Here is a 25,806-nt window from a genome sequence, read left to right as displayed (position 1 = left end):
CTAGCGATAATACGCGCCAAGGGGAACAACAATTGTGCAACGAGCCAGTGAAAGAGCACGCCTATAACAACAATGATAGAGAAGACAATAACAAAATCTGAGGCTTGAAAATCGATAGTTAGAAACGAAGACTTTTCGTATTAAATAAAAAACACCTTAAATATCATGAATATAGTGTTTAAAATATCACCCTTAACAAATTAAGCCTCAGCAGTAAAACTGGCTGAGGCTAACAACAAACAGCTGATCGTTGATGATAGAACGATCACGACTCATCTTTTTTAGTTATTCAATTCGCTGAGCAGAACACCCTCTGCCGAATCAGAACCCGATCTAAGTCTGAAAGTCCCTTCTGCTATAGCCAGCAACTTACCGTGCTGATCGAAAAGCTCACCGCTACTGTTGAATATGCGTCGTCCACCCGCCCTTTTCTTACCAACCGCTCGCACCACACCTTCGCCGCATTGCCCTGTAAAGGTAATTGTTAAAGATAGAGTAATGGCCATGCGAATACGCTCGGGGTCAGGACAAAACAACCCCGCTTCCGCACAAACAACATCTAGCAAAGAGGAAATAACACCTCCATGCATAATCCCTGCGCGATTAAGATGTTGAGGTTTTAGCTTAAGTTCAAGCACGGCAGAATCTTCATTTCTTTCCACTACCTGGTACCCAAGAGAAGCTGGAAAATTGTCAATATCAACTTTCACGACCTCTTGTTCCGCTCCAGAGCTTACTTCTCTTAAATTGTTACGCATTTCAATAACACCATTTTTATACAAAAAAACATAATAGCATTTCATCAAGCGGAATTGAAATTCATTTATAAAGCAATATACTCTAACTAAGCTTCTCCATTAAAACGGACGATTAACCGCACTGCCAGACCCCTAACCACTTGCTTTTACAGGATTAAGATATGCTGCCTCAAGTACTCAGAGAAACGGACCCATCCCTCGAACAGTGGCACAACGCAATAGCAAGCATTGTTAAACAGGGGATTAATACGCAATCGGTCGGCTATTTGGTCGATACTATTCGTTCCATTATTAACGGTGGCAACAGCAGTATTACAATCTTTCACAAAGATGCACGACCAAGGCATATCTGCAGTCAAGACCCTGACAGCGACAGCACTCAACATAGTCATCAGTATTATATTAACAATACAGATCACCATAGCCCCTTTTACCGACTCGCCATGAATGGCTCGGCAGAAGGGGTATATACCTTGTCAGAAGTCGTTTCGCGCGAGCACAGGCAGAGCAAGTCTAATCACTATCGTTATGGCCGCCGGTTTAACCTGACAGATGAGATCTGCATGCTAATTCCGACAGAGAAAAGCACCAGTATTCAAATTTCCGTAAAACGCACTAAGGGTGGCTCAAGCTTTACAACAGCAGAGCGCGAATTTTGTCGCAGTGTATTCTCGATTGTGCGAGAAATATCATTGAAGTGGTATCAAGCATTCCAGCAGAGCGAAAAACAACCGTTGCTCAGCCCTCATTTGGATAGTGCATTAAGGAACTTTGGACATTCGCTGCTGACACGACGCGAATGTGAAACATTAGAAATGATGCTCCGCGGCCACAACATTACATCAACAGCCACAAAACTAAATATCAAACCTGAAACGGTTAAGCATCACCGCAAAAACCTTTATACCAAACTAGACGTTAGCTCTCAGGTAGAGGTGTTCCATTTGTTTTTAGATTCATTGAGAACGATGACCGAAAGTTCAGCAGCAGACCCTCTTGTCGATTACCTAAAACATATCGACAACACATCGGTTACAAAGGAAGTACTCAGCAGTAACTCAACAGCATAACACCGCTGCACAGCATAAAGCGGCAAAATAGTGGCGCCCTATCTCCGCTAAGCCATCAGGCAAGTACAGTACTTCAGAGGGGAGACCTAGGTTGCCTCTAATAACGTCTTAACATTCCTTATAGACACTTATCTTTAAAGCAAAAATTCAATAGCAACCTGGTTGTCAGGATTAACGCCTGCACAGATATGAAGGTCAATGTCGTGATGAATAACGCTAAAGTGCTTTCAACGAATCGGCAGGTTTTTAAACAATACCTCTTCTCAAAGTAACAATAATGCGATTAAGCAATCTCACGGTTAAGTGCTTAAACACCCATGTTTACAATATCGCGGACAACATGAATTAACTGCGGAGCAAATAAATCTGTAACCATCTCAGCAGTCACCAGATAGCTCGGTCCACCGACGCTCAAGCACATTGTTTTGCCATCTTGAAGACGGAAAGGCACTGCCACGGCGTTAACCATTTTGTCCCAGTCCCCCAATGAAAGGCAGTAACCATTTTCTTCATAGCAGGTAACAGCGTCTTCTATACCCGCGGCTATTGCTGGCCACTTATCACCGCTTTTATTTTCCAGCATGTTAAGGAAAACTTCCCGCTCATCTGCATTTAAAGAGGCTAGATATGCCCGACCTGCAGAAGAGGTTTCCATCGGTAGACGAGAACCAACTTCCATACGCAAAGATTGCGAGTTATCGCCGCGACAGTTTTCAACATAAATCATTGAAAGCCTCTCCCGAGCAACCAACCCAACCGACACCTTTGTGCGATGAGCGAGATCATCCATCAATGGCTTAACAACTTGTCTCACTTTTAAATTGGACGTGTAGGCATATCCGAGCGCTAAAACACCCGCATCCAGTTGATACTTTTCCAACCGAGGTGAATAGCTAAGGTAGCCTAACTCCATAAGGGTATATGTCATTCGGGATACTGTCGGTTTCGGTAAGCCTGTAATCGCTGCAATTTCCTGATTACCGAGTACACCGCCGCCATAACTAAACGCTCGAAGGATATCCAAGCCTCTGGCTAACGCCTCGACAAACTTCCGATTTTTGACTTCTTCTTTTTCTCTGGGAAAGTCCATCATATTGTTCGTACACCTTAAAAATCTCTAAATTAAAATTATTTAAACAGTGAATTCCATTTAAGCCCACAGATCCCGTGATTAGTGAATTATAGTTCCATTCATGATGAATAGGTAGGTTCTAAGCGTGCTTACGCATCCTTAAAAAGCTCTGTTGTCGAAATAACGCCTCTACTTGCAAAAAAACAGCAGAAATAGACGCTTATCCGCCTTTCTGCAGGCCTGAGGCTTTCCTTCAAACACACCCTATTAACCCCTAGGCATCCAAGCGACCTATCGAAATGTCAGATAGTCTTAGGCTAGGAAACATCGCCGTCATCACAGATGAACAATAAAACCTTTTACTAACAAAAAATCAACATTAATTTCGCATAGCGGAATTTAATTATGCATATTGACCCTGTGATTCATTTGGTATAGCTTAACAAACCATTCATATCGTCCCTATCGGATGCTGATGGTAGACGAGTAAATTTTGCTATTGACGAATAATGGCCACAGGAAATAAGAACAATGATACATGGTGATGACATATTCATGGGTAAACCAGCCAACGAGATAACAAACTCTCTTCCCGCTAGAGTCAGCCATAAAATCAAACAATGGATCAAGAAAACCCCAGACGCATTCGCTCTCAATGAACGTTCACGCAGCTGGACTTTTGCTCAACTAGGGCAAGCGATTGATGCCGCTCGATTACACCTTGAACAACATCAAGTACGCCCGGGTGACCGGGTTATGATCATTGGTGAAAACTCCTGCGCCCTCATTGCATTTATCATGGCCGCGAGTGAAATGGATGCTTGGATTGCGATCATCAACGCTCGCCTATCTAAGCACGAAATAGAAGGCATAAAACTCGATTGCGAGCCTCGCCATATCGTCTACACCGCGGAGTGTTCAAGCGAAGCTAAATCACATGCACAGGGACAAAACGCCACCTTTCAACAGCATCCCCTTCTAGGTGAGATCGCTTACAGTGGCTCCCTTGAAGCAACCCCTGAACCCGTTTCAGAAAGCGGAAAAGATCAAGTCTTCGCCATGATCTATACCTCGGGCACCACAGGGCAACCGAAAGGCGTTATGCTCACTCATCAGAACATTGCGTTTGTCGCAACCATCTCCGGAGAGCTGCGAGATCTGTCTCAATCAGACCGAGTCTATGCCGTACTGCCTATTTCCCATGTCTTTGGTCTCGCGTCAACGTGCTTAGGTACACTGTTTGTTGGCGGCTGCCTTTACTTAGCGCCTCGCTTCGACACCACCTTATGTATCAAGGCGTTATTAGAGCAGCGCATTACCGTATTACAGGGAGTTCCCCCAATGTTCTGTGCATTGGTCGATTACCTAAAGAACACCAAGGGAATGAGTGCTGATGATTTACACCTTCGTTATATTTCTTGCGGTGGTGCACCTCTTGACCCTGAAACGAAAAAACTCACCGAAGAGTTTTTCAAAATACCGCTGAACAACGGCTATGGCATGACCGAAACAAGCCCCACCATTACTCAAACCAGAATTGATGAGCCATTAGAAAGCTGTGCCACCGGCCGGCCAATCCCCGGGGTTGAAATTCGCCTTGTGGCTAAGGATGGTACTGATGTCGCCAAAGGAGAAGTGGGTGAACTTTGGATCAGAGGGCCAAACGTAATGAAAGGTTATTTTCGTAAGCCAGAGCAAACAGCAGAAATTATCAACAGTGATGGATGGCTCAACACCAAAGACCTTGCTCAGGCCGATGAATTAGATAATGTTTATATTATTGGCCGTACAAAAGAGATGATCGTAAAATCAGGCTTCAATGTATACCCAGCCGAAGTTGAAGCGGCCCTCAATACACACCCTTTGGTCGTCCAGTCAGCGGTTATTGGTAAACAGGTTCAAGGGGATGAAACGGTTCTGGCATTCGTTCAGCCTTCCGCAGAAGGCGACCTCACCGTCGAAATGCTCAAGCAGCACTGCCGACAACTTTTATCCCCCTATAAATGCCCCTCTCAAATCACCATCATGCAGGAACTGCCGGCAACCGCAACCGGTAAGATACTGAAAAGCAAGTTAAAAACTCAAGCAGTGGCCTGAAAGACTCTAGCCATTGACACTCGCTCACGTTAACCACGTCAGCGGCCCTACCTATCCGTCAGGGCTCAGAGAAAACGTCTCCCATCATCTTAAGATAATGTTGCTCAACATCTATTTCGATGTGTGGCTTTGCGAACGGCAGCCACACTTGGATGCAGCCCAGTATTAAAATAATTAGCCCGCCTGGAGGGATAGAGTCAATGATTAATAGCCTATCAGCACTCTGTCTGATACTCACGATGGCGGCAACGGTTTGCTATCAGTTGCTTGGTGACACCTTCTATATGCTTTGCGCTGCGATCGCGACCATCGCCTTTTTCGCGATGCAATGGTCACAGATGAATACCACGGCTCGGATTCTGTTAGGTGCTGCCGCATCTTCAACCCTGCTGCTTAGCTTAACTCAAGATCCTCTCAATACCGCAGCAACCGCACTATCTCGAGCCTGCTATTTCGCTACCTTTTTAGTTGCTCTCACTTTTTTACGCCTTGCGGCTAAGCACTCAATGATGGTGAGCCGCTGCGGTGAACTGGTTGTCAATCAACCACCCGCTCTGCGCTATGGCATCATTTCATATGCCAGTTATATCTTTGGTATTGTCCTCAATTTTGGTGTCATTCATCTTCTTGGACAGATGATCGCTAAAGGCAACACGCTGGAATCGGCCGGTAACCTCATCCGGATACAAGAGAAACGACGCCAACGGATGAGCCTTGCCCTTCTTAGAGGTTTTGCTGTTCTCCCTCTAGCGTCTCCGTTCTCCATTACCATGACGTTAATGCTAGCCGCTATTCCTGATTTAAACTGGCTGAAATTATTGCCTATCGGCATCGCCACGGCAGCCATACTGATCTTGCTCGGCTGGATTCTTGATTACGTTCAAAATCCACACCCTGCCCCCATTGAAGCACAATACAAAGGCTCGTCCCTCAGCTGGCTGCCTGCTTGGAAATTTTTAGCACTCATCCTCTCGATTTTCTCGCTAGCGGCGCTGATCGAACGATTCACACCAGCAAACCTATCACTGGCAATTATTATCTTAAGCCCGGTTTTTGGCATCTTATGGATTTACTTAAGACACTATCGAGAAGGCAAGGCATATAAGCACACCTACCAACAGGTCAAACTCGAGCTACCACATGAGATAACAGGACTGCGCTCAGAGATAAGCATAATGACTGGCGCCTGTTTCTTTGGCATCATCATTGCCGACACTCTCCCTCACGACACACTAGTGCAATTGGTCGAAGTGCTGCACATTACGGGCACACCACTAGCCATTACGGCGTGTGTCTTGATAACACTCTTGTCACATATCGGGCTGAACCCCATCGTCACGGTAACGATCATCGCGTCAGTACTAACCCCTGCCGAATCGTTTGAGCTATCCCCAGAATTACTGGCGATTGGATTAATGTCAGGATGGTGCCTTGCCATGAACTCATCTCCGGTTGCTATCCCGACACTACTGATCAGTAAAATAACGGGCTGCCTGCCGAGGATAATCACCTACCGCTGGAATGTTCTATACACTCTCCTGAGTATTATTGGATTAAGTGTTTGGCTTAGCGTTTTGAATTCGACTTTATTCAGCCTGTAGGTTTTCTGCTAGGTTGATGATCATTGAACAACCGAATCGAGTCTCTTCAATTGCATTAGTTGCGGAAATACTAGGCAAGGTGCGCCTTTTAAAAAAAGGCTACTTTCAATGCTTAATGAAGTTTTATTTTCGGTTTTACGGCGCTACCAATTTTTTGAGCCAACATGACTGTCGAAGCTTTAAGCAAACCATGGATGGCCACCTGATGCATACGATAGAGTGATATATAAACGAACCTTGCAATTCGCCCTTCAATAAACATGGAGCCTTTCGATAAATTACCCATCAAGCTACCCACCGTACTATATTTACTCAGATTAACCAGTGATCCGTGGTCTTTATAAACGTACTCGCTCAACGGTTCTCCCTGTCTATTTTGGATAATATTTCTATACACTAAACCTGCCATCTGGTGCGCAGACTGTGCCCGAGGAGGCACCCAAGATCCATTTTTTTGCTGACATGCACAACAATCACCAATGACATAAATACTATCATCAATGGTGCTCTGTAACGTCGGTTTGACAACAATCTGGCCACTTCTATTCGTTTCAAAAATGTCTATCTCTTGAATAAAGTTTGGCGCTTTAACACCGGCGGCCCATACAATCAGATCGGCGCCTATACGCAAATCATCAGCCACCACTGCTTTCTTATCGACCTGAGTTACTCGTACATTTTCATGAATACTCACGCCCAATTTAGCTAGCTCTTGCTTAGCCTTAACAGCAATACGCTCTGGCAAAGCCTGCAATATGCGAGGTCCACCTTCGATCAGATCAATTTTAAGCCGCTTTGCTGACATATCCGGCATCCCGTAAATATTGAGCAAACTAGCAACATGATAAAGCTCAGCGGCCAACTCAACGCCCGTGGCCCCTCCTCCCACAATCGCCAGTCGTAGCTCACTCTTAGAAGATTGCTGGTTAATACGCATAAATTGGTTTATGAGTGCTTGATGAAAACGTTCAGCTTGCTGGTTCGAATCGAGAAAAAAGCAATTTTCAGAAACACCCGGAGTACCGAAATCATTGCTAACACTCCCCACAGCCAGCACAAGAGTATCAAATGACTGAGTCCTTTCCGGCAAAACTTCCTTGCCCTCATCATCAAACAACGCTGCCAATGTTATCCGTTTATTCTGAGAATCTAAGTCGATCATGGTTCCGATTTGGAATTGGTAATAGTGCGAGTGAGAATGTGCACGATACACGACACCATCAGTGTTAATATCAAGTGAGCCCGTCGCAACCTCATGCAGTAGCGGTTTCCAGATATGTGTTCTGTTCCGATCTATCAAAATAATATTAGCTTGCTTGTTTTTACCGTATTTATGACCCAGGCGAGTTGCCAACTCTAGTCCACCAGCGCCCCCTCCTACAATGACAATGTTTTTCATAATCGACCCTTCAAATTAGTTCAGATTAAGGCTCTAACTAAAACCTTAATCTGAACAAACTGAAAACCCTAGACAGACAAATAACGCAACTTAATATTCAAACCAAAACATCATTGACAATAAGTTAGTTTGAAAATGGCTCATAGCTATCAATCATCATTAAATAACCAAACAGCATCATTTAATCTCCGATATAAATAGCCATAAGCACATACTGATTAAATAAGTAATTTTTGAAGCTAAGCAACATTCACCATATTTTTTTCACGACGTCTAAGCACTTCATGCACTGTAGCGCCGATCAATGTCAAACCAATGATCAACACCGCCAAGGCACTAACCGCCGGCGTAATACCTAACCGCACTTTTGCCGCTAGCACCGTTGTTAAGGTACTTTCAGCCTGAATAGTAAACACGGTGGTATTGTAGTTTTCGAACGACGTTAGAAAAGCCAATACCGCAGCAGAGATCAGCGCAGGTTTAAGGTATGGAACAAGTATCTGCCAAAACACCTGATTTCTCGTTGCCCCTAAATCCAGGGCGGCTTCTTCAAGAGTAGTATCAAAACGCTGTAATCTAGCCAGAAATATCAACATTGTGTAAGAGCTGATAAAAGTAGCCTGCCCCAGAATAGTTAACCAGATACCATTGTAAAAAGGGCTTTCAAAGTCAGCATCCAGCATCATTCCCATCCAATCCCAGAACACTAACGTCGAAATACCAATGATCAGGCCGGGTGTTAAGATCGGCGACAACACGATTACATAATAAATGCCCCGTACACGGTGATGTACTTGGTTTAACATCAACGCACCCGCCAATCCAAAAGGTATCGACATACAGATAACACCAACACCAATGATCAAACTATTGATAAAGCCCTCTATCATAAACCCATCATTTAGCAGCTCCTCAAACCACTTTAATGTAAATCCTCCCCACGGCGTTACCTGTGGATAGGCATTATCGTTAAACGCCGTAGCACTCATCATCAATAATGGGCCAAACAAGTAAGCGAAAAACAACAACAGATAAAAAGCCATCATAAACTGTCGAATATGTGTCGACTTCAGCTGAAACCCCACTTTAGCTTTACTGCGGGGCTGTGTAATTTGTGTAACGCTAGTCATTTTACAATCTCCCCAAAGCTCACTTTGAAGAGCTTCATCACGGCCATTACAAAAATGATACAAACCAATAGCAATACAAAGGCATAAGCGGCTCCTTGTGGCCAATTCCCCCCAGTGTTAAACCACTGGTAGATTATCTGCGTAAACCAAAGACTACTTGGGCCTCCAAGAATCTGCGGCGCAGCTAAAGCTCCACAGGAAAGCATGAATACCATCGTCGAGCCAGAAGCAATTCCTGGTTTAGCAAAAGGCATGACAACCTCAAAATGAACTCGCCACCAGGAACAACCCAAATCCTTTGCAGCCTCAATCTGATTATGGTCCAAGCTTTCGATGGCGTTATATAAAGGGAAAATCATCAGTAGAAGATAGGCATAGGACAAGCCGGAATATAGCGCAACATCAGCACGAATGAAGTCAACGGGCTGGTCAGTCAAACCCAACCACATCAATACCGAATTCATCACACCACCGCTACCAAATAAAATTCTAAAGGCAAACGCCCGCAGAATTTCATTCACCCAGAAAGGTAACAATAAACAAAGCGCCAACAGACGTAACCTGCCGGAGCTGGCAACTTGCGCCATGTAGTAAGCAACGGGATAACAAATTGCCAAATCAATAATAGTCACGACCACTGCCGCAATAATCGTACGTAAGAAAATTTTCAAATGGAGCCAGTTGAAACTTTCCTCTCCACCCTCCGGACCAAATAGCAGGTATTCATAATTTTGTGTGGTATAGACATCCTCAGGCCCGCCTATTTTGCTCGGGGGTAAGTTTTGACTGAAAGAGAAATCAACCATATAAAGTTGAGGAAGAATGATCATGAAAAACAGCCAGCCGATCAAACTTAGAATGAGGTAACACGAAACGACAATCCCATTTCGGCGTAGAAAACGCCCAAAACCAGTGCTTGCCGATAATGAACTGCGTTGGTAAACAACCAGTAAAGCGACAACAAGGGCTGCACCGATTAACGACGCCAGCGGTAATAGATAATTATTCATAGGCCATATCCCCCGCAGGCAATACGACGGCACACTCAGGCTTAAACCCGACACTAATCAGCGCGCCTTTCTCGAAGGCCGGAATATTCCCATCGTTAACCAATGAGACTACCAAGTTGCGGCGATCACCCGCAAGGTGAAGATGTTCAAACTCACCCTCGAATACCTGATCATTAACCCGCGTCTGAATGATATTTTCAAACGGCTGACCGGACATCAAACTGAGGTTTTGTGGCCGTATAAACAGTGTTGCGAAATCCCCCACCACTAGATTCTGTTCATTCCGTCCGCTCAACTCGCCAAAGCAAGTTTCTATCTGGGCATACCCGTCTTCTACGCGGGTAACGGTACCGTAAATAGAATTATTTTCACCGACGAACGAAGCAACAAACGGAGTGGCCGGATTATCATAAATTTCTTGTGCAGTCCCCACTTGCTGCATAACGCCATGGCTCATCACAGCAATTCGATCCGACATCGTCAGTGCTTCACCCTGATCATGGGTAATATAGATAAAAGTGATGCCAACTTTTTGTTGAATACGCCGTAACTCAACCCGCATATGCTCACGGAGTTTAAGATCTAGTGCTGACAAAGGCTCATCAAGTAATAAAACTTTAGGCTCAACCGCTAAAGCACGGGCAATAGCGACTCGCTGACGTTGTCCACCGGAGAGCTCACTAGGCAACTTGTCTCCTTGGCCAGATAACGCGATCATATCAAGCAACTCATCTGCTTTTTTACGCCTTTGCGCTTTACCTACACCTCGCACCTTTAGGCTAAAACTAATATTTTCAGCAACACTCATCAAAGGAAACAACGCTAAATTTTGAAAGACTAGTGCTGTAGGTCGCTCATTCGGGCCATACCCCAGCATATCCTCTCCACCAATCCGGATCTGCCCATCAGAAGGATCATTAAACCCGGAAACAGCTCTTAAAATGGTCGTTTTTCCGCAGCCTGAGGGCCCTAAAAAACTAAAAAACTCACCATCACGAATATTGAGATTTATATTTTTAACCGCGTGAAAATCACCAAAACGAATATTCAGGTTTTCCAATTCAACATTAGAACTCATGGGATAATTCTCTCACTAACTTGCCAAATTTACGCGCAGAACCAACTACACAAAGAAATAGAAATAAATATGTATGATTACCGCACTTTACAAATGGGCAACTGGTTAATATCGGCCCTATTCAGGGCCATGATAAACAGATAAATGGAGGCTACCTTTTATAAAGGTAGATATTCCAAGATGGACTAAGACGGTAATATCCTGAAACAATAAAAACTTGATACACTGAATCTAAAATAAACATTAATCCAAGCAAATGTAATCACATAGATAAGCCTATCTAGATACGTAATATGTACGATAAAACAGCGAACCCAGAAACATTAACCCCCAACCGATATAGCAGCGAAAAAGCTCCGCCGCCTCATAACAACAGATAAAATCAGGCTGCTACAAACTTATCCCGGTATTGAGCCCGGATACCTGCGTACCAAGAAGGCTCAGCTGGCCACCACCATAAACGCTCTAACGCATCTTCCGGATATGCTTCAAGGAAATTTTTCTTAGCCTCATCAGTAACAAACTGATCTCCCCCGGCAGCACAGCTGTTATAACCCGTAGTATTCGCTAATAGCCCGCCAACTTCTGCTGAATATAGATATTCAATAAACGCATAAACAGCATCGGTGTTACGAACGCCTACAGGCATTGCTAGCCCATCTAGCCAAGTAAGTGCCCCTTCCTGGGGTGCCATATACTGGATCGGCTTACCTTGACTCTTAAGCTGCATCGCAGGTCCATCCCACGTTTGCGCAATCATCACATCATTCTGTGTAAAACCATTTTTTTGCGCATCAGCATCGGCCCAGAACTGTTTAACCCACTCTTTACGCTCGATACAGTATTTAGTGATTTCTCCCCATATACGCCGCATGTTTTCTTCATCTTTATAAGCATCCAGCATCCGGTTAGATGGTAAGACGCCTGTCGAGTCCAAATATAAACCGACGCCCAGCATCATTGAATGTGGGCGTCCCATAACAAAACCTTTTACCTCCGGCGAGAATAGATCGCCATAGCTAAGGTCTTTATATTCCCGACTCAACTTCTCAGTATTCCAGGCAAGCGCTTCGGTGCCCCAAAGATATGGCAGATGATGGTATTCATCATTCCAACCGCCGTGCTCCATAGATGTTTTTAACATCGGAGCAAGAATTTTGTCAGTTGGTATCCGGCTCATATCCCAAGGCTTTAACAACTCAAGATCACGCCATTGCGGCATCATATTGGAGGTCGGCCCGACAATATCGAAACCCCGTCCCCGGGTAGCTTTCATTTTATTGATCAGTTCTTGATTAGAACCAAACTGAGTGAATTTAACCTGTATTCCGGTATCTTTTTCAAACTGCTCTTTTACTTCATCGGGAAGATAACCCGCCCAGTTCATAATTTTCAATTCACCGGACGAAGCCAAAGCATCCCGACTTATAATCCAAGGTGCAACAGAGGCGGCCACGCCCATTGCTGCACTTTTCTTAATAAAGGACCGTCGAGCTACATTTAATTTTTGATTTTTAGCCATAACGTTTTCTCCAAAAGACTAGGTTTAATCACATCGGCATAAAGAGCTTCCCAATAACAGGTGAAATAACACCCATCGAGAACGCCTCTAAATTTGAAGGCTTAATTATTCACCACTGCAAAACAGCTTCACTTAAAGCTAATCGCTCTTTTGGACTTATTTAAGGTCCATTTAAATCACTTTAATAAGTCCATTATGTTTACTGCTATTGATCGTAACTAAAACAGAGAGGAAAGCAGGCCAGTTAAAATCGGACTTATAAGATTGATTCAAATGGCTATAAAACACATACCACTTGTCTCTTAGACTTTGCTGAACTTAAACCCGGGTTTCGATATCGGGCTTTGATAATAAAACGACTACGGCAAAAAATTAGGAGATGACCCATGACTAACAAACCATCCTTTCTGGTCGTAGAGGCCTACCCGAAAGCAGCTCGCGAAGAGCTTGGCCAATACGGGGCATCTAACGCATCACAACTCTACAGTCAGCTACTAAAGCACGTAGCAGAAGGGGCAACCACTGAAATTCTTTATATCGCCGACTTAGATAATGAACTGCCAAATATCGATCAACTTAACACCTACGACGGTATAGCCTGGACGGGCTCAAGCTTAACTATTTATGAGGATGTACCACAGGTGACCCGTCAGATTGAGCTAGCCCAACTAGCATTTGCAGCGGGTATTCCTCAATTCGGAAGTTGCTGGGCAGCTCAGGTGGCCGTAACTGCAGCAGGTGGTCAGTGTGCAGCCCATCCCGATGGCATAGAGTTCGGTATTGCTCGAAATATCAGCCTAACTGAAACCGGTCGTGGTCATCCGCTATATCGCGACAAGAAAACAGTATTTGATGGTTTTATCAGTCATTATGATGAAATTACCCACCTCCCTCCCGGCGCACAGATTCTCGCTGGAAATGATTACACCCGCGTCCAAGCGGTCAGCGTTACCCATAAAAAGGGTACCTTTTGGGCTACTCAATATCATCCAGAATATAACCTGCATGAACTTGCCCGCTTGTGTTATGCCCGGCGTGAACGCCTTGCCGGCTTTGGTTTCTTTGATTCACTTCAAGATGCAGAACTCTTTGTCGAAGATTTAGAAACGCTCTATACCCATCCAGAACGTAAAGATATCGCATGGCGCTTAGGTATCAGCACAGATCTGACCCATGAAGAAGTTCGCCAGACAGAAGTTCGTAACTGGATTACCGAGCTTGTCTTGCCACGCATGAAATCAAACCTTTGATGCTAATTCAAACGACGACTCAACAATAAAAACCTGACTCAATAATAGTAATGAGAATATGAATATGAGCGATAAACTACGTACCCTATCTCCTATCGACGGATCAGTTTATGTTGAACGTGAATACGCCGATCAAACGCAAATACGTTCAGCTCTACAACGAGCGCAACAAGCCCAAAAGGCTTGGAAAAAAGTTTCATTAGCTGAACGACAAGCGATCTGCAGCAAAGCCGTCGATGCATTTGCCAGCAATAAAGAACAAATCGGTGAAGAACTTTGCTGGATGATGGGCCGACCCATCCGTTATGCCGCAGGCGAAGTCGGCGGCTTCGAAGAACGTGCACGCTATATGATAGAGGTGGCAGAAGAAGCACTGCAGCCGGTAACCGTGCCTGAAAAAGCCGGATTTAAGCGCTACATAAAACGTGAAGCACTTGGTGTGGTATTTGTTATTGCTCCTTGGAATTATCCATACCTGACCGCGATCAACGCCATCATGCCGGCAATTCTGGCAGGTAACACCGTCGTGCTGAAACATTCAGCTCAAACCCCACTGTGTGCCGAGCGTATTGCCGAAGCGTTTGTTGCGGCTGGCTTACCTGAAGGTGTTTTCCAATACCTACATATTAGTCATGCTGATACTGAGAGCGTTATTCAAGCAGAAGAAGTTAACTACGTTGCATTTACAGGTTCAGTGCCTGGTGGAGCCATGGTGGAGCAGGCTGCTGCTGGACGCTTTATCGGCGTCGGACTTGAGCTTGGCGGAAAAGATCCAGCCTATGTCCGTGCAGATGCGAATCTTGATTACGCGGTAGAAACGACAATTGATGGGGCCTTCTTTAACTCAGGGCAATCTTGCTGCGGTATCGAACGCATCTACGTCGATGCATTTATTTATGATGACTTTGTGGCTAAAGCCGTCGCATTGGTCAAACAGTACAAGCTGGGCCGTTCGGATGATCCTGACACAACGTTAGGTCCGGTGGTACGCGCCGCTGCCGCTGACTTCGTTCGAGAACAGATTGCCGATGCAGTTGAAAAAGGGGCGATTGCACAAATCTCACCCGATACTTTCGAGATGGATCAGCCAGGTACAGCTTACCTTGCTCCGCAAATACTCACTAACGTCAACCATGATATGCGGGTAATGACAGAAGAATCCTTTGGCCCGGTCGTTGGGATTCAGAAAGTCACTAGTGACGAAGAAGCTATTGCCTTGATGAATGACTCTGAATTCGGTCTCACAGCATCAATTTTCACCCGAGATGTTGCTTATGCAACAGAGCTGGGCGAACAAGTTGAAACCGGCACTTTTTTCATTAACCGCTGTGATTATCTTGATCCTGCCCTCGCCTGGACGGGAATTAAGAACTCAGGCCGCGGCTGTACTTTATCCAAGTTGGGCTTCGAATCACTGACCCGCCCGAAGTCCTTTCATATTAAAAACTAAACAGCACCCGATGACTTGTTAGGCGGTAACGCTTTTCGCCTAACAACGATCGGCAAATCTAAACCGGAGTGCCTAACTCCAGTAAAACAATAATGAATAAGCGGGGCTGCTAACACAGCCAAACTTTTGGAGCACAAAAATGACATATGCAAACCTTAATGGTAACTGGAACTATCCAAACAGCATCCGTGCCGGAGCTGGACGTATCACGGAACTCGCAGACGTCTGTAAAGGCCTAGGCATGAAAGCACCGTTACTGATTACGGATCCAGGCCTAGCCGCACTGCCAATGATCGCCGATGCAGTAGCCAGTTGCCGCAATGCTGACTTGCGCTGTGAGCTATTCAGTAACATTAAAGGTAACCCAACCGGGCAGAATGTTATGGATGGCGTTGACGCTTATAAAAAGGGTAACCATGATGGCGTCATTGCTTTTGGCGGTGGTTCCGGGCTGGATGCGGCTAAAGCGGTAGCTCTTATGGTAGGCCAAGACTTACCTCTATGGAGCTTTGAAGATGTCGGCGATAATTGGACTCATGTAAAAGAAGAAGGTGTTGCCCCCATTGTCGCCGTACCAACCACCGCCGGTACGGGTTCTGAAGTGGGTCGAGCATCGGTCATTACCGATGATGTAAATCACATCAAACGGATTATATTTCACCCTAAGATGTTACCGTCAGTCGTCATTCTTGACCCACAACTGACTGTCGGATTGCCTTCTAATATCACCGCAGCAACCGGTATGGACGCTCTGTCACATAACCTAGAAGCACTCTGCTCACCTTTTTATCACCCAATGGCTGAAGGCATTGCAATCGAAGGTATTCGACTGGTACAGGAATATCTACCACGTGCCACCAGCGATGGTCATGACATAGAAGCACGTATGCAAATGATTGTTGCCTCGGCAATGGGCGCCACCGCGTTTCAAAAAGGACTAGGTGGCATGCATGCCCTAGCTCATCCACTGGGCGCACTATACGACGCTCATCACGGAATGCTCAACGCTATCCTGATGCCATATGTACTCAAAGCAAATCGCCATGCGATTGATGAACGAATCGAACGATGTGCCCGCTACATGGGACTGGAAGATGCTTCATTTAATGGTTTCCTTAATTGGGTGCTTGAAATGCGCGAACGTCTAGGTATCCCACACTCTTTATCGGAAATCGGTATCAATAGCTACGATGCCGTCAAAGTAGGTCAAATGGCCAGTGAAGACCCAAGCGCCGGAGGCAACCCTATTCCGTTCACTGCCGATCAATATAGCGCCATCTTTACTGCCGCCATCAGAGGAGATTTATAAAGAACCGTTCTGGCTGCCTCTCCCATACTAAGGAGCTTTATTCAGCTCTACGCGTAATAGCGTTCCCCGGGAGGAGCAGCCAACCCTAGCAATAGTGTTTTTACTCGTTTGTATTACATCAAGCTTCGGAGTTTTCTATGCTGAACTGGCTTTTACAGATACCGTTTGCAGCTGGCTTGCGTCAGTCAATTGCAGCCGACTATAGCGTGTCCCATCTACGCCGGGATCTAGTCGCCGGTATTACCGTCGGTATCATAGCGATTCCACTCGCAATGGCACTGGCAATTGCCAGTGGTGTGCCGCCCCAATATGGACTCTATACTTGCGTGGTCGCAGGCTTGGTCATTGCTTTAACCGGCGGCAGCCGTCTTAGTATTTCCGGACCAACAGCAGCATTTGTTGTCATTCTTTACCCGGTCACACAGCAATTTGGCATTGCCGGCTTATTGATAGCGACAATCATGGCAGGCATGATGATGTTGCTGATGGGTCTTGCTCGGATGGGGAAATTAATCGAATTTATCCCGGCCCCCGTCGTTATCGGTTTTACCGCGGGCATCGCCATCGTTATCGCGACCTTACAGATAAAAGATTTTGCCGGCCTGAATATCGCATACATGCCTGCGGGATATATCGATAAAATTATTACACTGTGGCAGGCGCTTCCAAGCTACAACAGCAGTGACCTATTAATAGGATTAACCACCCTAGCAGTATTGGTTATCTGGCCCCGCTTACCCTTACGTATCCCGGGGCATCTTTTTGCCCTAGCGGCAGGCGTTACCGTTGCGCAATGGCTAAGTAGTAATGGCAGTGACATTGCCACGATAGGCACATTATTCAGCTATCAAGATCAAGGGAAAACCTTACCCGGAATCCCTCCTTTAGCCCCCTCTTTTCTCTTTCCTTGGGATTTACCCGGCCCAGACGGCCAGCCACTCGAACTCAGCTTATCCCTATTGCAGCAATTGTTTATACCCGCACTTGCTATCGCCCTATTAGGCGCCATTGAGTCTCTGCTGTGCGCTGTTATCTCTGACGGAATGAGCGGCCATCGTCATCATGCAAACAGTGAGTTGGTTGGTCAGGGATTAGGCAATATCATAGCCCCATTTTTTGGCGGCATTACCGCCACAGCCGCTATAGCACGAACCGTTGCTAACTATAAGGCAGGCGCCTGCTCCCCATTATCAGCTGTTATACATGCAGCAGTGGTACTGCTGGGCATTCTGTACCTAGCTCCGTTGTTATCATATTTACCGATGTCAGCACTCTCCGCATTATTACTGATGATCGCTTGGAATATGAGCGAACTGCCACATCTACTGCGCTTATTAAGAATATCGTCCAGAGGGGACAAAGCTCTGTTGCTCACCACCTTATTATTGACCGTAACAGTCAATATGGTGGCCGCCGTGGGGATTGGTATTGTGCTAGGCGCTCTGATTTTCATCCGCAGAATGGACACTACCGTAGAGGTAAGAGAGTTAAAGCAGAAGAGTCCGAGTCTGCCCTATGACCTACCTGATAATGTCTGTGTCTTGAAATTTTCAGGCCCCTTATTCTTTGCTGGCGCTGAAAGAACGTTACAAAGCGTACTGATGATGGATCGCAAACTAGACACCATTATTTTTTATCTAGAGGCCGTGCCTATCATCGATGCAACCGGTGTTACCTGCCTTGAAGCAGTAATCCAAGAAATGCGTCATCGCAACATTCGTCTCATACTCACCGACTTACAACCTCAACCGAGTAAAGCTTTAAAGCTAGCCGGTATTGCGCCAAAACAGCACTGGCTACTGTTTGAGCCCTCGTTAGAAAGCAGTCTAGAAAAATTCAATCTCAATATAGCTACATAAATTATAATAACTTAACTGGAGACATTATGAATTCATCTAAGCAAAACTCAGGTTCGCTTAAACGCGTACTGGGTCGGCAAGACGTTATGGCACTCGCCTTTGGTGCCATGATCGGCTGGGGCTGGGTCGCCTTGGCTGGTAACTGGGTACTTTCAGCAGGTGCGTTGGGGGCTTTTAGTGCTTTTATAATCGGGGGCGTCGCGGTCATTCTTATCGGTTTGACCTATGCAGAGCTTGCTTCCGCCATGCCGATTACCGGTGGCGAACATGTGTACAGCTATCGAGCCATGGGTGTTAAATGGTCCTTCATATGTACTTGGGCGATGCTACTCGGATACATATCAGTGATTGCATTTGAAGCTGTTGCATTGCCTACGGTGCTGGAATATATCTTCCCCCATTATAAAGTCGGCTACTTATATACCGTTGCCGGCTGGGATGTGTACGCCACCTGGGTTCTCGTCGGCATCGTCGGTTCAATCGTTATGATGTGGATAAACTACCGCGGAGTAAAAAGTGCCGCGCTGTTTCAAAAAGTGGTTACTATTCTCATTTTAATCGCCGGTGCAATGCTAATGTCAGGCGCACTACTTGAAGGCGATACCGCCAAGGCCGACCCATTATTTACCGAAGGTTATAAAGGCATTATGGGTGTCATCGTCATGGTACCGCTCATGTTCATCGGTTTTGACGTTATTCCACAGGCAGCAGAAGAGATCGACCTTCCCTATAAAGAGATAGGTAAGATTCTCATCGTATCCGTGATCATCGCTACATGCTGGTACGCATTTATCACCCTGTCCGTCGCTGTCGCACTAGACACCGAAGAATTAAAGCATTCAAGCCTTCCAGTGGCTGATGCAATGTCTGCTCTCGTAGGTGCGACTTGGGGTGGAAAGTTAATTGTTCTGGCCGGCCTAGGCGGCATCGTGACTAGCTGGAATGCCTTCTATGTTGGTGGCAGTCGTGCTATTTATGCTATGGCACGCGCCCGTATGCTTCCCTCTTTTCTTGCCAAACTACACCCTGTTTATAACACCCCAGTAAATGCCATTATCTTAATCGGAATTATCAGCACATTAGCACCATTAATGGGTAGAAAATCAATGGTTTGGTTAGTCGACGCTGGCGGACTTGGCATCATCGTCGCCTATGCCCTTGTTGCTTTCAGTTTTCTAATTTTGAGGAAAAAAGCACCTGAAATGAAACGCCCTTTCCGCGTCCCTATGGGGAAACTGGTTGGCTGGTCAGCTGTTGTTTTGTCTGCAGGCATTGGTACCTTGTATCTACCGGGCAGCCCTGCAGCTCTGACTCAGCCTGAATGGGCTATTGTTCTCGGTTGGACTCTTTTCGGGGTAATTCTTTATATCATGACATCTGCACAACACAGTGAAAGTGAAGTGAAAGCGATCTTAGACGCTGAGATTAATTCAAACCACACACTCTCTCAGGAAGAAGAAAAAGAGGCTGTGTTAGCTCGGTAATGTGACCAGTGGGCCAGCACTTTCACGACAAGTTCTGGCCCTTTTTTCCCTACATATATTCAAATCATAGAATACATATTAAAGAACACTCAACATGTTTCTATATCTTTCGAATCGAGTACACTAAGTAAAAATGACCAAGACATAAACGTTATAAGTCACCATAAATTAAAGACATAACAGGGATAGCCGCACGCTAAAGTAAATAACAGGAACATGACATGGCTCGATATTCTCGTAGCGCTTTATTATCAATGATCCAACTATCTCAGGATTCAGCTATACCCAAGTTTCGTCAACTTGGGACACAATTACGCGAAGCGATTCTTTCCGGCCAATTGAAAACGGGCACACAGCTACCTTCAACTCGTGAATTAGCAACGACCTTGAGCGTCTCTCGCCTGACCGTGCAAAACACTTATGAGCAACTGATCGCAGAAGGTTATCTTGAAGCAAAAACAGGCTCAGGAACCTTTGTTGCACACTTAAACTCCTGCGACCTATCTCCCGACCAACCTAACATCACTCCCGTCAACAGCGATAAAAATCTGCTGGGCCGAATATCAGATCGGGGACGGGCGCTACAGCCCCGCGATAAGATAGTCCATCACCAAACGCCTCGACCATTCCATCCAGGAACACCCGCCCTAGATCAGTTTCCAATTCAAACCTGGACGCGAATATCCGGTAAGCACTGGCGTCGGGCTCGCAGCCACATGCTCAACTATGGCGATCCGCGTGGATACTTACCTTTACGTCAAGAGATCGCTGCTTACTTGCGCGATGCCCGTGGGGTGAACTGTGATGAAGAACAAGTACTGGTCGTCAGTGGTGCACAACAAGCGTTCTGCCTCTGTACATGGGCGCTAATGGATGAGGGTGATAGCGCTTGGGTTGAAGACCCGGGTCATATCGCCGCCCGCCAAGTAATGCAAGGTGCCGGAGCGCGTATAGTACCGGTCCCCTTAGACCATGAAGGTATCGATATAAAAGCAGGCTTGAGCCTCGAAGCCCAGCCTAAAATGATTATGGTGACTCCTTCTCACCAACACCCACTTGGCATAACAACCAGTCTCTCCCGTCGATTAGAGTTACTACAACTGGCTTATAAGACAGGTGCATGGCTAATTGAAGATGACTACGATAGTGAGTTTCGCTTTAAAGACCGCCCATTAACCGCCATGCAAGGTCTAGATGAATACAACCACGTAATATATATAGGTACCTTTAGTAAAGTACTGTTTCCTTCACTCAGGCTGGCATACCTCGTTGTACCCAAACCTCTGATTGAAAGCTTTGCTAACGTTTACAGCTTACTCGACCGGGCCGCACCAACCATGCCCCAAGCGATTCTGGCTGACGTTATCAGTGAAGGTTACTTCACTGCACATATACGCAAGATGCGCAACCTCTACTTTGAACGCCAACAGGCGTTGCTCGACGTTTTAGAGCAATACTGCCAGGGTCTAATAAAACCAGCACCCTCAAATTCAGGTATGCACCTAATAGGCTGGCTGCCAGAACATCTCGACGACCGCGCTGTAAGTATCCGCGCTAGAGAATTTGGCGTCGATGTCATTCCTTTATCAATCTACTGCGTAAACAGCATTCAACCACCAGGGCTGCTCATTGGTTTCAGCTGCGTGGACCCTGAATCGATGCCCGCAGCAGCCTCCCTTCTAGCAGACGCCATTCGAAGTATGCTATAGCTGAACCGACACATTAGGTGTCGGCACTACCCTACATGCTCAGACAAAGCGGCCTTATGACAATCTATTTATTGGACATTTAAGCTAACCGCTATTCTCCTTAATCTAGATTCACAGTAAGTCCCAGTGGGACCACTTCATCAACCTATTTGACAATAAGATCAAAGGATACAAAGCCCATGACTAGTGGTGTATTTTTTGCGTTACTTAGCCTATTAGCAGCAGGCTTTAGCGACGTAGTCTTCAAGAAGTATTGTGGAAAAGAACGTTCCCGGGGCATGTATATCTGTGGTATTGGCATTATCTGGACAATGTTACAGCTAACGATGTTCGTGGTTAATGACCAAGCAATCATATTGAATGAAGCCACATTGTATTACGGCATTGCAGCAGGTATCGCAGTTGCTTTAGCCAATATTCTGTTATTGGAAAGCCTTACGCATCTGGATGTCAGCCTCGGATCTACTATCTACCGTCTAAATACCATTGGCGTGGTTGTGTTTTCATTTATCTTCCTCAGCGAATCTCTCGGCTGGATGAAAGGTGCTGGGGTTCTGTGCGGTGTTATTGGCGTCTTAATTCTCTATAAACGTAACAAACATGTTTCTCTTGATGAGGCGGCAAGCATGGCGCGGGTATTCCTCGTAGTCGCAATGCTAGCTGCTATCGTTCGTGCAAGTTATGGCGTTATCTCCAAAGCCGGAATATCTGAAGGTGCTCAGCCTGCCACGATGATGCTGATCTCTTCAATTTGCTGGATCATCGGCGGTTTTCTTTATGCCTTAATACGAGAAAAGCGTGTCCGTATATCCCTAGATAAATTGCGTTACTCTGCTTTATCCGGGGTACTCATTTTTATGATCGTCAACTTCCTTATCGCCGCCTTAGAGCGGGGAGAGGCCAGCGTACTGGTCCCTATCGCCAATATGAGCTTTATTGTTGCAATGGCGGTTTCTGTGATGATGAAAATGGAACATATAACCAAACGCAAACTAGCAGCTGTCGGTTGCGCTGCTTTCTCAATTTTTCTTCTAGCGCAGTCTGGCGTTTGATTAATCATAGGCGGGAAAACTTATGCTAATTGCACAAATTACCGATTTTCATGTCGGACGTATCATTGAAACCACTGCAGGCCCAATTGACCTATATCATCGCCTACTAGAAGCAGTCGACCACATTAACGCTCTAGATGCGCAACCTGATTTAGTTGTCATCACCGGCGACATCTCCAACCACGGAAGAGAAGAGGATTATATTCGTACGAAAGCAGCACTTGATACTCTAAAAATGCCATACCTGATCGTTCCGGGAAACCATGATCACCGCCAGCGGGTTCGAGATATATTTTCTGATCACGGCTATCTGCAGAGCAATAGTAACTTTCTTAACTACACGATCGAAGAATTACCATTAAGATTGATTGCATTAGATACTCTCGATCCAGGTCAGCATCACGGTCTACTTTGTAATGAACGATTACAATGGCTAGAACAAACCCTAAGTGAACAACCGAACAAACCAACTTTAATATTTATGCACCACCCTCCTGCGCCAGTTCAATATCCTTATATGGATGCGATGAATTGTAAAAATGGCGATAAGATGAAGCAGATAATCGAACAACACCGACAAGTAAAAGCCATAGCCTGTGGGCACTTGCATCGTGACGCCACGGTAAATTGGGCGGATACCTTACTATTTGTCACCGGTAGTTCAGCGTTTTCCTACGATCTATTAATGGATGAAGTACCCGATATCGATCCAGTATTTGAACCTGGTATCTGCAGACTCTTTTACTGGTCTGAGAACACGGGACTGGTTTCGCATCTAACATTTATTGGTGATTACCCCGGTGGAGTCACCGAAGGTGTGCCAACGCCGCCAAAAAGCACCCATTAATGTTCACGGTTCGGTCCTAGTTCTGACTCCCGTCACTAGGATCTATGGATGGGCACCTTACCATCCTCTTAAGGGAAACGTTCCCTAGCCTGCGCCTAACGCAGGCTTTTTTCTGTATACATCACGGCGGAAAACTTATGACGCTGACTTTACCAAAGCGGGGAAGGATGATCGGCCTGTACGCAATGAACGGCTAGTAGTAAACAAGAGCGCTTTAGCATCATTGGACATGATATTAAACACAACCACTTGAGCAATCCACGCTTACCAATGAACTCATCTCCGGTTGCTATCCCGACACTACTGATCAGTAAAATAACGGGCTGCCTGCCGAGGATAATCACCTACCGCTGGAATGTTCTATACACACTCCTGAGTATTATTGGATTAAGTGCATGGCTTAGCGTTTTGAATTCGACTTTATTCAGCCTGTAGATTTTCTGCTAGATTGATGATCATTGAACGACCGAATCGAGTCTCTTCAATTTCATTAATAGAGAGGAGGCTAACTTCCTCTACTGACTTCATGGCAAACGTTAATCTTTAACTTTCACATAAGAATGGTGGCTTAACGATCAGTAGTGAACCGCTTATTCCCCCGCTATCGTATTTATTCTAAAACCCTCGACTCACTAAGTTATGTTTCACTCTCAAGCAAAATCCATAGTAACAACAAGGCGCTTTTCACCACCGGAAACTGCCGGAGAACGATGCACCGCTCCCAACCCATCATTGCTATACCAGCCATCGCCTTTTAACAGAACAATATCTCCCGAGTTAACCTGTTGTATACAAGCTGGACCAAAAATCAGCCCTGACTCATCGTCACTCAAACCCATATTTCCAGAGCCCAACTTGCTGCGGTCTACATCACTATTATGAAGCCACTCTGTTCCTTGCCCCTGATAAGTGCTGACTAAACGACAACCTAATTTGTCAGTATGGAAACGGGGGCACATCGCACGATCCAGCACCTGTAGCCTTACACCAACCTCATCAAGTTCAAACAAGCAGGCATACATATCAAGCAACAATGCCAGATCATCGATGAACGCTGATTGGCTTTCCAGATCAGGCAATAGAGATCTTAGAGACGAAACCGCTTTCTCAGGATTTATGACAGAGCGAAGATTAAAACCAGGTTTGTTTTTGACTAGCAACTGGCAATAGCCAGCTACTTCTTTTGCCAACGTTCGCTCTAATACGACTAGATTTATCTGTTCCTGATAAATCTTTGTCATCACTTCAGGCATTAAACCTGATGCATAGCTCTGCTCTCCAAGACCAATACAACCTGCCCGACTTTCTTCCCGCTCTACCACATTCATACCAACACCTAACATACTTGCCACATCTCATTTAAGTTATGTTATAACATCTTTAATCAAGTTATTCTAAGGAAACTACAATTAAGAAGTCACAAAATACTCATTCCCTTTCTCTCGAATGAAAAAGCACAGAATGTCATCTGTTTTGATCCTTTTCACCACTGAACAAGCTTATTTAGCCTTGTTTAGTGGATTTTGAACGGATTAACCCTTGCGGCTCGTATCATCTGGTCAATTCTAAACACATGTACGTTGGCGACTGTCGTGCTTAAACTGTGAGTTAACCCTGTTCTGGCGTGACGCCAATATGGGCTTTTAACCCGAAAAAGCCCTGCTTCCCTTTCTGAGCCTGGTGCATTTCGGGGTCGCGTGCTTTCGCCTTATTTTTCGTTGAGCTAGCCGCTTCAATAATGGTGGCATCAACGATCGTCTCTTCTTTTAAATAAATGCCTAAAAGTCATAATGGTAGCGTAGTCAGGAGTCGCAGCGTCCAACGATAACCCAATGAACAAGTGCATGAACGCGATGTCATAAAGCGCATCCTCCATGGCAGGGTCGCTCATGTTGTACCAATGCTGCATGCAGTGAATGCGAAACATAGTCGACAGAGGATACGGTCTTCTTCTTTTTCCTGCTTTTGGGTAGAAAGGCTCAATCACCGCTTCAAGCTGACCCCAAGGTGTCAACTAATTCACCAACGTGACTTTGCAGCAGTCATCTCCATTGGGTGACACTTTTATCCCGAAAACGCACTTACCCGACTCTAGGATGATCAAATTCA

19 protein-coding genes and 1 pseudogene are annotated in these 25,806 nt (G+C 45.6%); 11 read left to right on the top strand and 9 right to left on the bottom strand.

The window, feature by feature from the left end; genetic code table 11:
* Positions 1-281 precede the first annotated feature (281 nt).
* Positions 282-758, bottom strand: a complete 477-nt coding sequence (locus AC0L4K_RS05705; RefSeq protein ID WP_473268543.1) for a PaaI family thioesterase — start codon at positions 756-758, stop codon at positions 282-284.
* A 161-nt stretch (positions 759-919) separates the two neighbouring features.
* Here AC0L4K_RS05705 and AC0L4K_RS05700 point away from each other — a divergent pair, with 161 nt between their 5' ends.
* Positions 920-1,828 carry a helix-turn-helix transcriptional regulator gene (locus AC0L4K_RS05700; RefSeq protein ID WP_417228196.1) on the top strand — a complete coding sequence of 303 codons (909 nt, stop codon included), beginning with the start codon at positions 920-922 and terminating at the stop codon, positions 1,826-1,828.
* Between the two features lie 307 nt (positions 1,829-2,135).
* Here the strand turns inward: AC0L4K_RS05700 and AC0L4K_RS05695 are convergent, their stop codons facing one another.
* Positions 2,136-2,921 carry an IclR family transcriptional regulator gene (locus AC0L4K_RS05695; protein WP_417228195.1) on the bottom strand — a complete coding sequence of 262 codons (786 nt, stop codon included), beginning with the start codon at positions 2,919-2,921 and terminating at the stop codon, positions 2,136-2,138.
* Between the two features lie 510 nt (positions 2,922-3,431).
* On the opposite strand from AC0L4K_RS05695, the gene AC0L4K_RS05690 reads away from it, so the two are divergent.
* Both AC0L4K_RS05690 and AC0L4K_RS05685 read left to right on the top strand, forming a co-directional pair.
* The gene (locus tag AC0L4K_RS05690) at positions 3,432-4,997 is read left to right on the top strand and encodes a class I adenylate-forming enzyme family protein (RefSeq protein WP_473268542.1); all 1,566 of its coding nucleotides are present in this window, start codon (positions 3,432-3,434) and stop codon (positions 4,995-4,997) included.
* 239 nt (positions 4,998-5,236) lie between these two features.
* Positions 5,237-6,598, top strand: a complete 1,362-nt coding sequence (locus tag AC0L4K_RS05685; RefSeq protein WP_473268541.1) for a hypothetical protein — start codon at positions 5,237-5,239, stop codon at positions 6,596-6,598.
* 112 nt (positions 6,599-6,710) lie between these two features.
* On the opposite strand, the gene AC0L4K_RS05680 is transcribed toward AC0L4K_RS05685, so the two are convergent.
* From AC0L4K_RS05680 to AC0L4K_RS05660, 5 genes are all read right to left on the bottom strand, one after another.
* The gene (locus tag AC0L4K_RS05680) at positions 6,711-7,997 is read right to left on the bottom strand and encodes an NAD(P)/FAD-dependent oxidoreductase (RefSeq protein WP_473268540.1); all 1,287 of its coding nucleotides are present in this window, start codon (positions 7,995-7,997) and stop codon (positions 6,711-6,713) included.
* Positions 7,998-8,236: 239 nt separating this feature from the next.
* A complete protein-coding gene (locus tag AC0L4K_RS05675) occupies positions 8,237-9,127 on the bottom strand; it encodes an ABC transporter permease (RefSeq protein WP_417228191.1) in 891 nt (296 codons plus the stop codon).
* Positions 9,124-10,137 carry an ABC transporter permease gene (locus AC0L4K_RS05670; protein ID WP_417228190.1) on the bottom strand — a complete coding sequence of 338 codons (1,014 nt, stop codon included), beginning with the start codon at positions 10,135-10,137 and terminating at the stop codon, positions 9,124-9,126. Before AC0L4K_RS05670 ends, AC0L4K_RS05675 begins: the two co-directional genes overlap by 4 nt.
* Positions 10,130-11,215 (bottom strand): ABC transporter ATP-binding protein, encoded by a 1,086-nt coding sequence (locus AC0L4K_RS05665; protein WP_473268539.1) that lies wholly within the window; start codon positions 11,213-11,215, stop codon positions 10,130-10,132. Before AC0L4K_RS05665 ends, AC0L4K_RS05670 begins: the two co-directional genes overlap by 8 nt.
* Positions 11,216-11,597: 382 nt before the next feature.
* Positions 11,598-12,737, bottom strand: coding sequence for an extracellular solute-binding protein (locus tag AC0L4K_RS05660; RefSeq protein WP_473268538.1), 1,140 nt, complete (start codon positions 12,735-12,737; stop codon positions 11,598-11,600).
* Positions 12,738-13,123: 386 nt separating this feature from the next.
* Here AC0L4K_RS05660 and AC0L4K_RS05655 point away from each other — a divergent pair, with 386 nt between their 5' ends.
* From AC0L4K_RS05655 to AC0L4K_RS05620, 8 genes are all read left to right on the top strand, one after another.
* On the top strand, positions 13,124-13,987 hold the full coding sequence (locus AC0L4K_RS05655; protein WP_417228187.1) for a type 1 glutamine amidotransferase: 864 nt from the start codon (positions 13,124-13,126) through the stop codon (positions 13,985-13,987).
* A gap of 64 nt (positions 13,988-14,051) precedes the next feature.
* Positions 14,052-15,437 carry an aldehyde dehydrogenase family protein gene (locus tag AC0L4K_RS05650; RefSeq protein WP_417228186.1) on the top strand — a complete coding sequence of 462 codons (1,386 nt, stop codon included), beginning with the start codon at positions 14,052-14,054 and terminating at the stop codon, positions 15,435-15,437.
* 139 nt (positions 15,438-15,576) lie between these two features.
* On the top strand, positions 15,577-16,746 hold the full coding sequence (locus AC0L4K_RS05645) for an iron-containing alcohol dehydrogenase (protein ID WP_417228185.1): 1,170 nt from the start codon (positions 15,577-15,579) through the stop codon (positions 16,744-16,746).
* A 137-nt stretch (positions 16,747-16,883) separates the two neighbouring features.
* On the top strand, positions 16,884-18,605 hold the full coding sequence (gene dauA, locus AC0L4K_RS05640) for a C4-dicarboxylic acid transporter DauA (protein ID WP_417228184.1): 1,722 nt from the start codon (positions 16,884-16,886) through the stop codon (positions 18,603-18,605).
* 26 nt (positions 18,606-18,631) lie between these two features.
* Entirely contained in the window at positions 18,632-20,089 is a 1,458-nt protein-coding gene (locus AC0L4K_RS05635) for an APC family permease (protein WP_473268537.1), read from the top strand.
* 221 nt (positions 20,090-20,310) lie between these two features.
* Complete coding sequence (pdxR, locus tag AC0L4K_RS05630; RefSeq protein WP_473268536.1) at positions 20,311-21,798, top strand: MocR-like pyridoxine biosynthesis transcription factor PdxR; 1,488 nt, start codon at positions 20,311-20,313, stop codon at positions 21,796-21,798.
* 179 nt (positions 21,799-21,977) lie between these two features.
* Positions 21,978-22,850, top strand: coding sequence for an EamA family transporter (locus AC0L4K_RS05625; protein ID WP_417228181.1), 873 nt, complete (start codon positions 21,978-21,980; stop codon positions 22,848-22,850).
* A 22-nt stretch (positions 22,851-22,872) separates the two neighbouring features.
* Positions 22,873-23,697 (top strand): phosphodiesterase, encoded by an 825-nt coding sequence (locus AC0L4K_RS05620; protein ID WP_473268535.1) that lies wholly within the window; start codon positions 22,873-22,875, stop codon positions 23,695-23,697.
* 650 nt (positions 23,698-24,347) lie between these two features.
* Here AC0L4K_RS05620 and AC0L4K_RS05615 read toward each other — a convergent pair.
* Together AC0L4K_RS05615 and AC0L4K_RS05610 are read right to left on the bottom strand one after the other, a co-directional pair.
* Positions 24,348-25,025, bottom strand: coding sequence for a DUF1826 domain-containing protein (locus AC0L4K_RS05615; RefSeq protein ID WP_473268534.1), 678 nt, complete (start codon positions 25,023-25,025; stop codon positions 24,348-24,350).
* A gap of 245 nt (positions 25,026-25,270) precedes the next feature.
* Positions 25,271-25,711, bottom strand: a pseudogene (locus AC0L4K_RS05610) (transposase); the annotation flags it as partial.
* Positions 25,712-25,806: the final 95 nt, after the last annotated feature.

It is taken from the genome of Amphritea sp. GJ51-11 (assembly GCF_055808735.1).
Note: the sequence above shows the minus strand (reverse complement) of the source record. Positions and strands in the feature narration are given on the sequence as shown.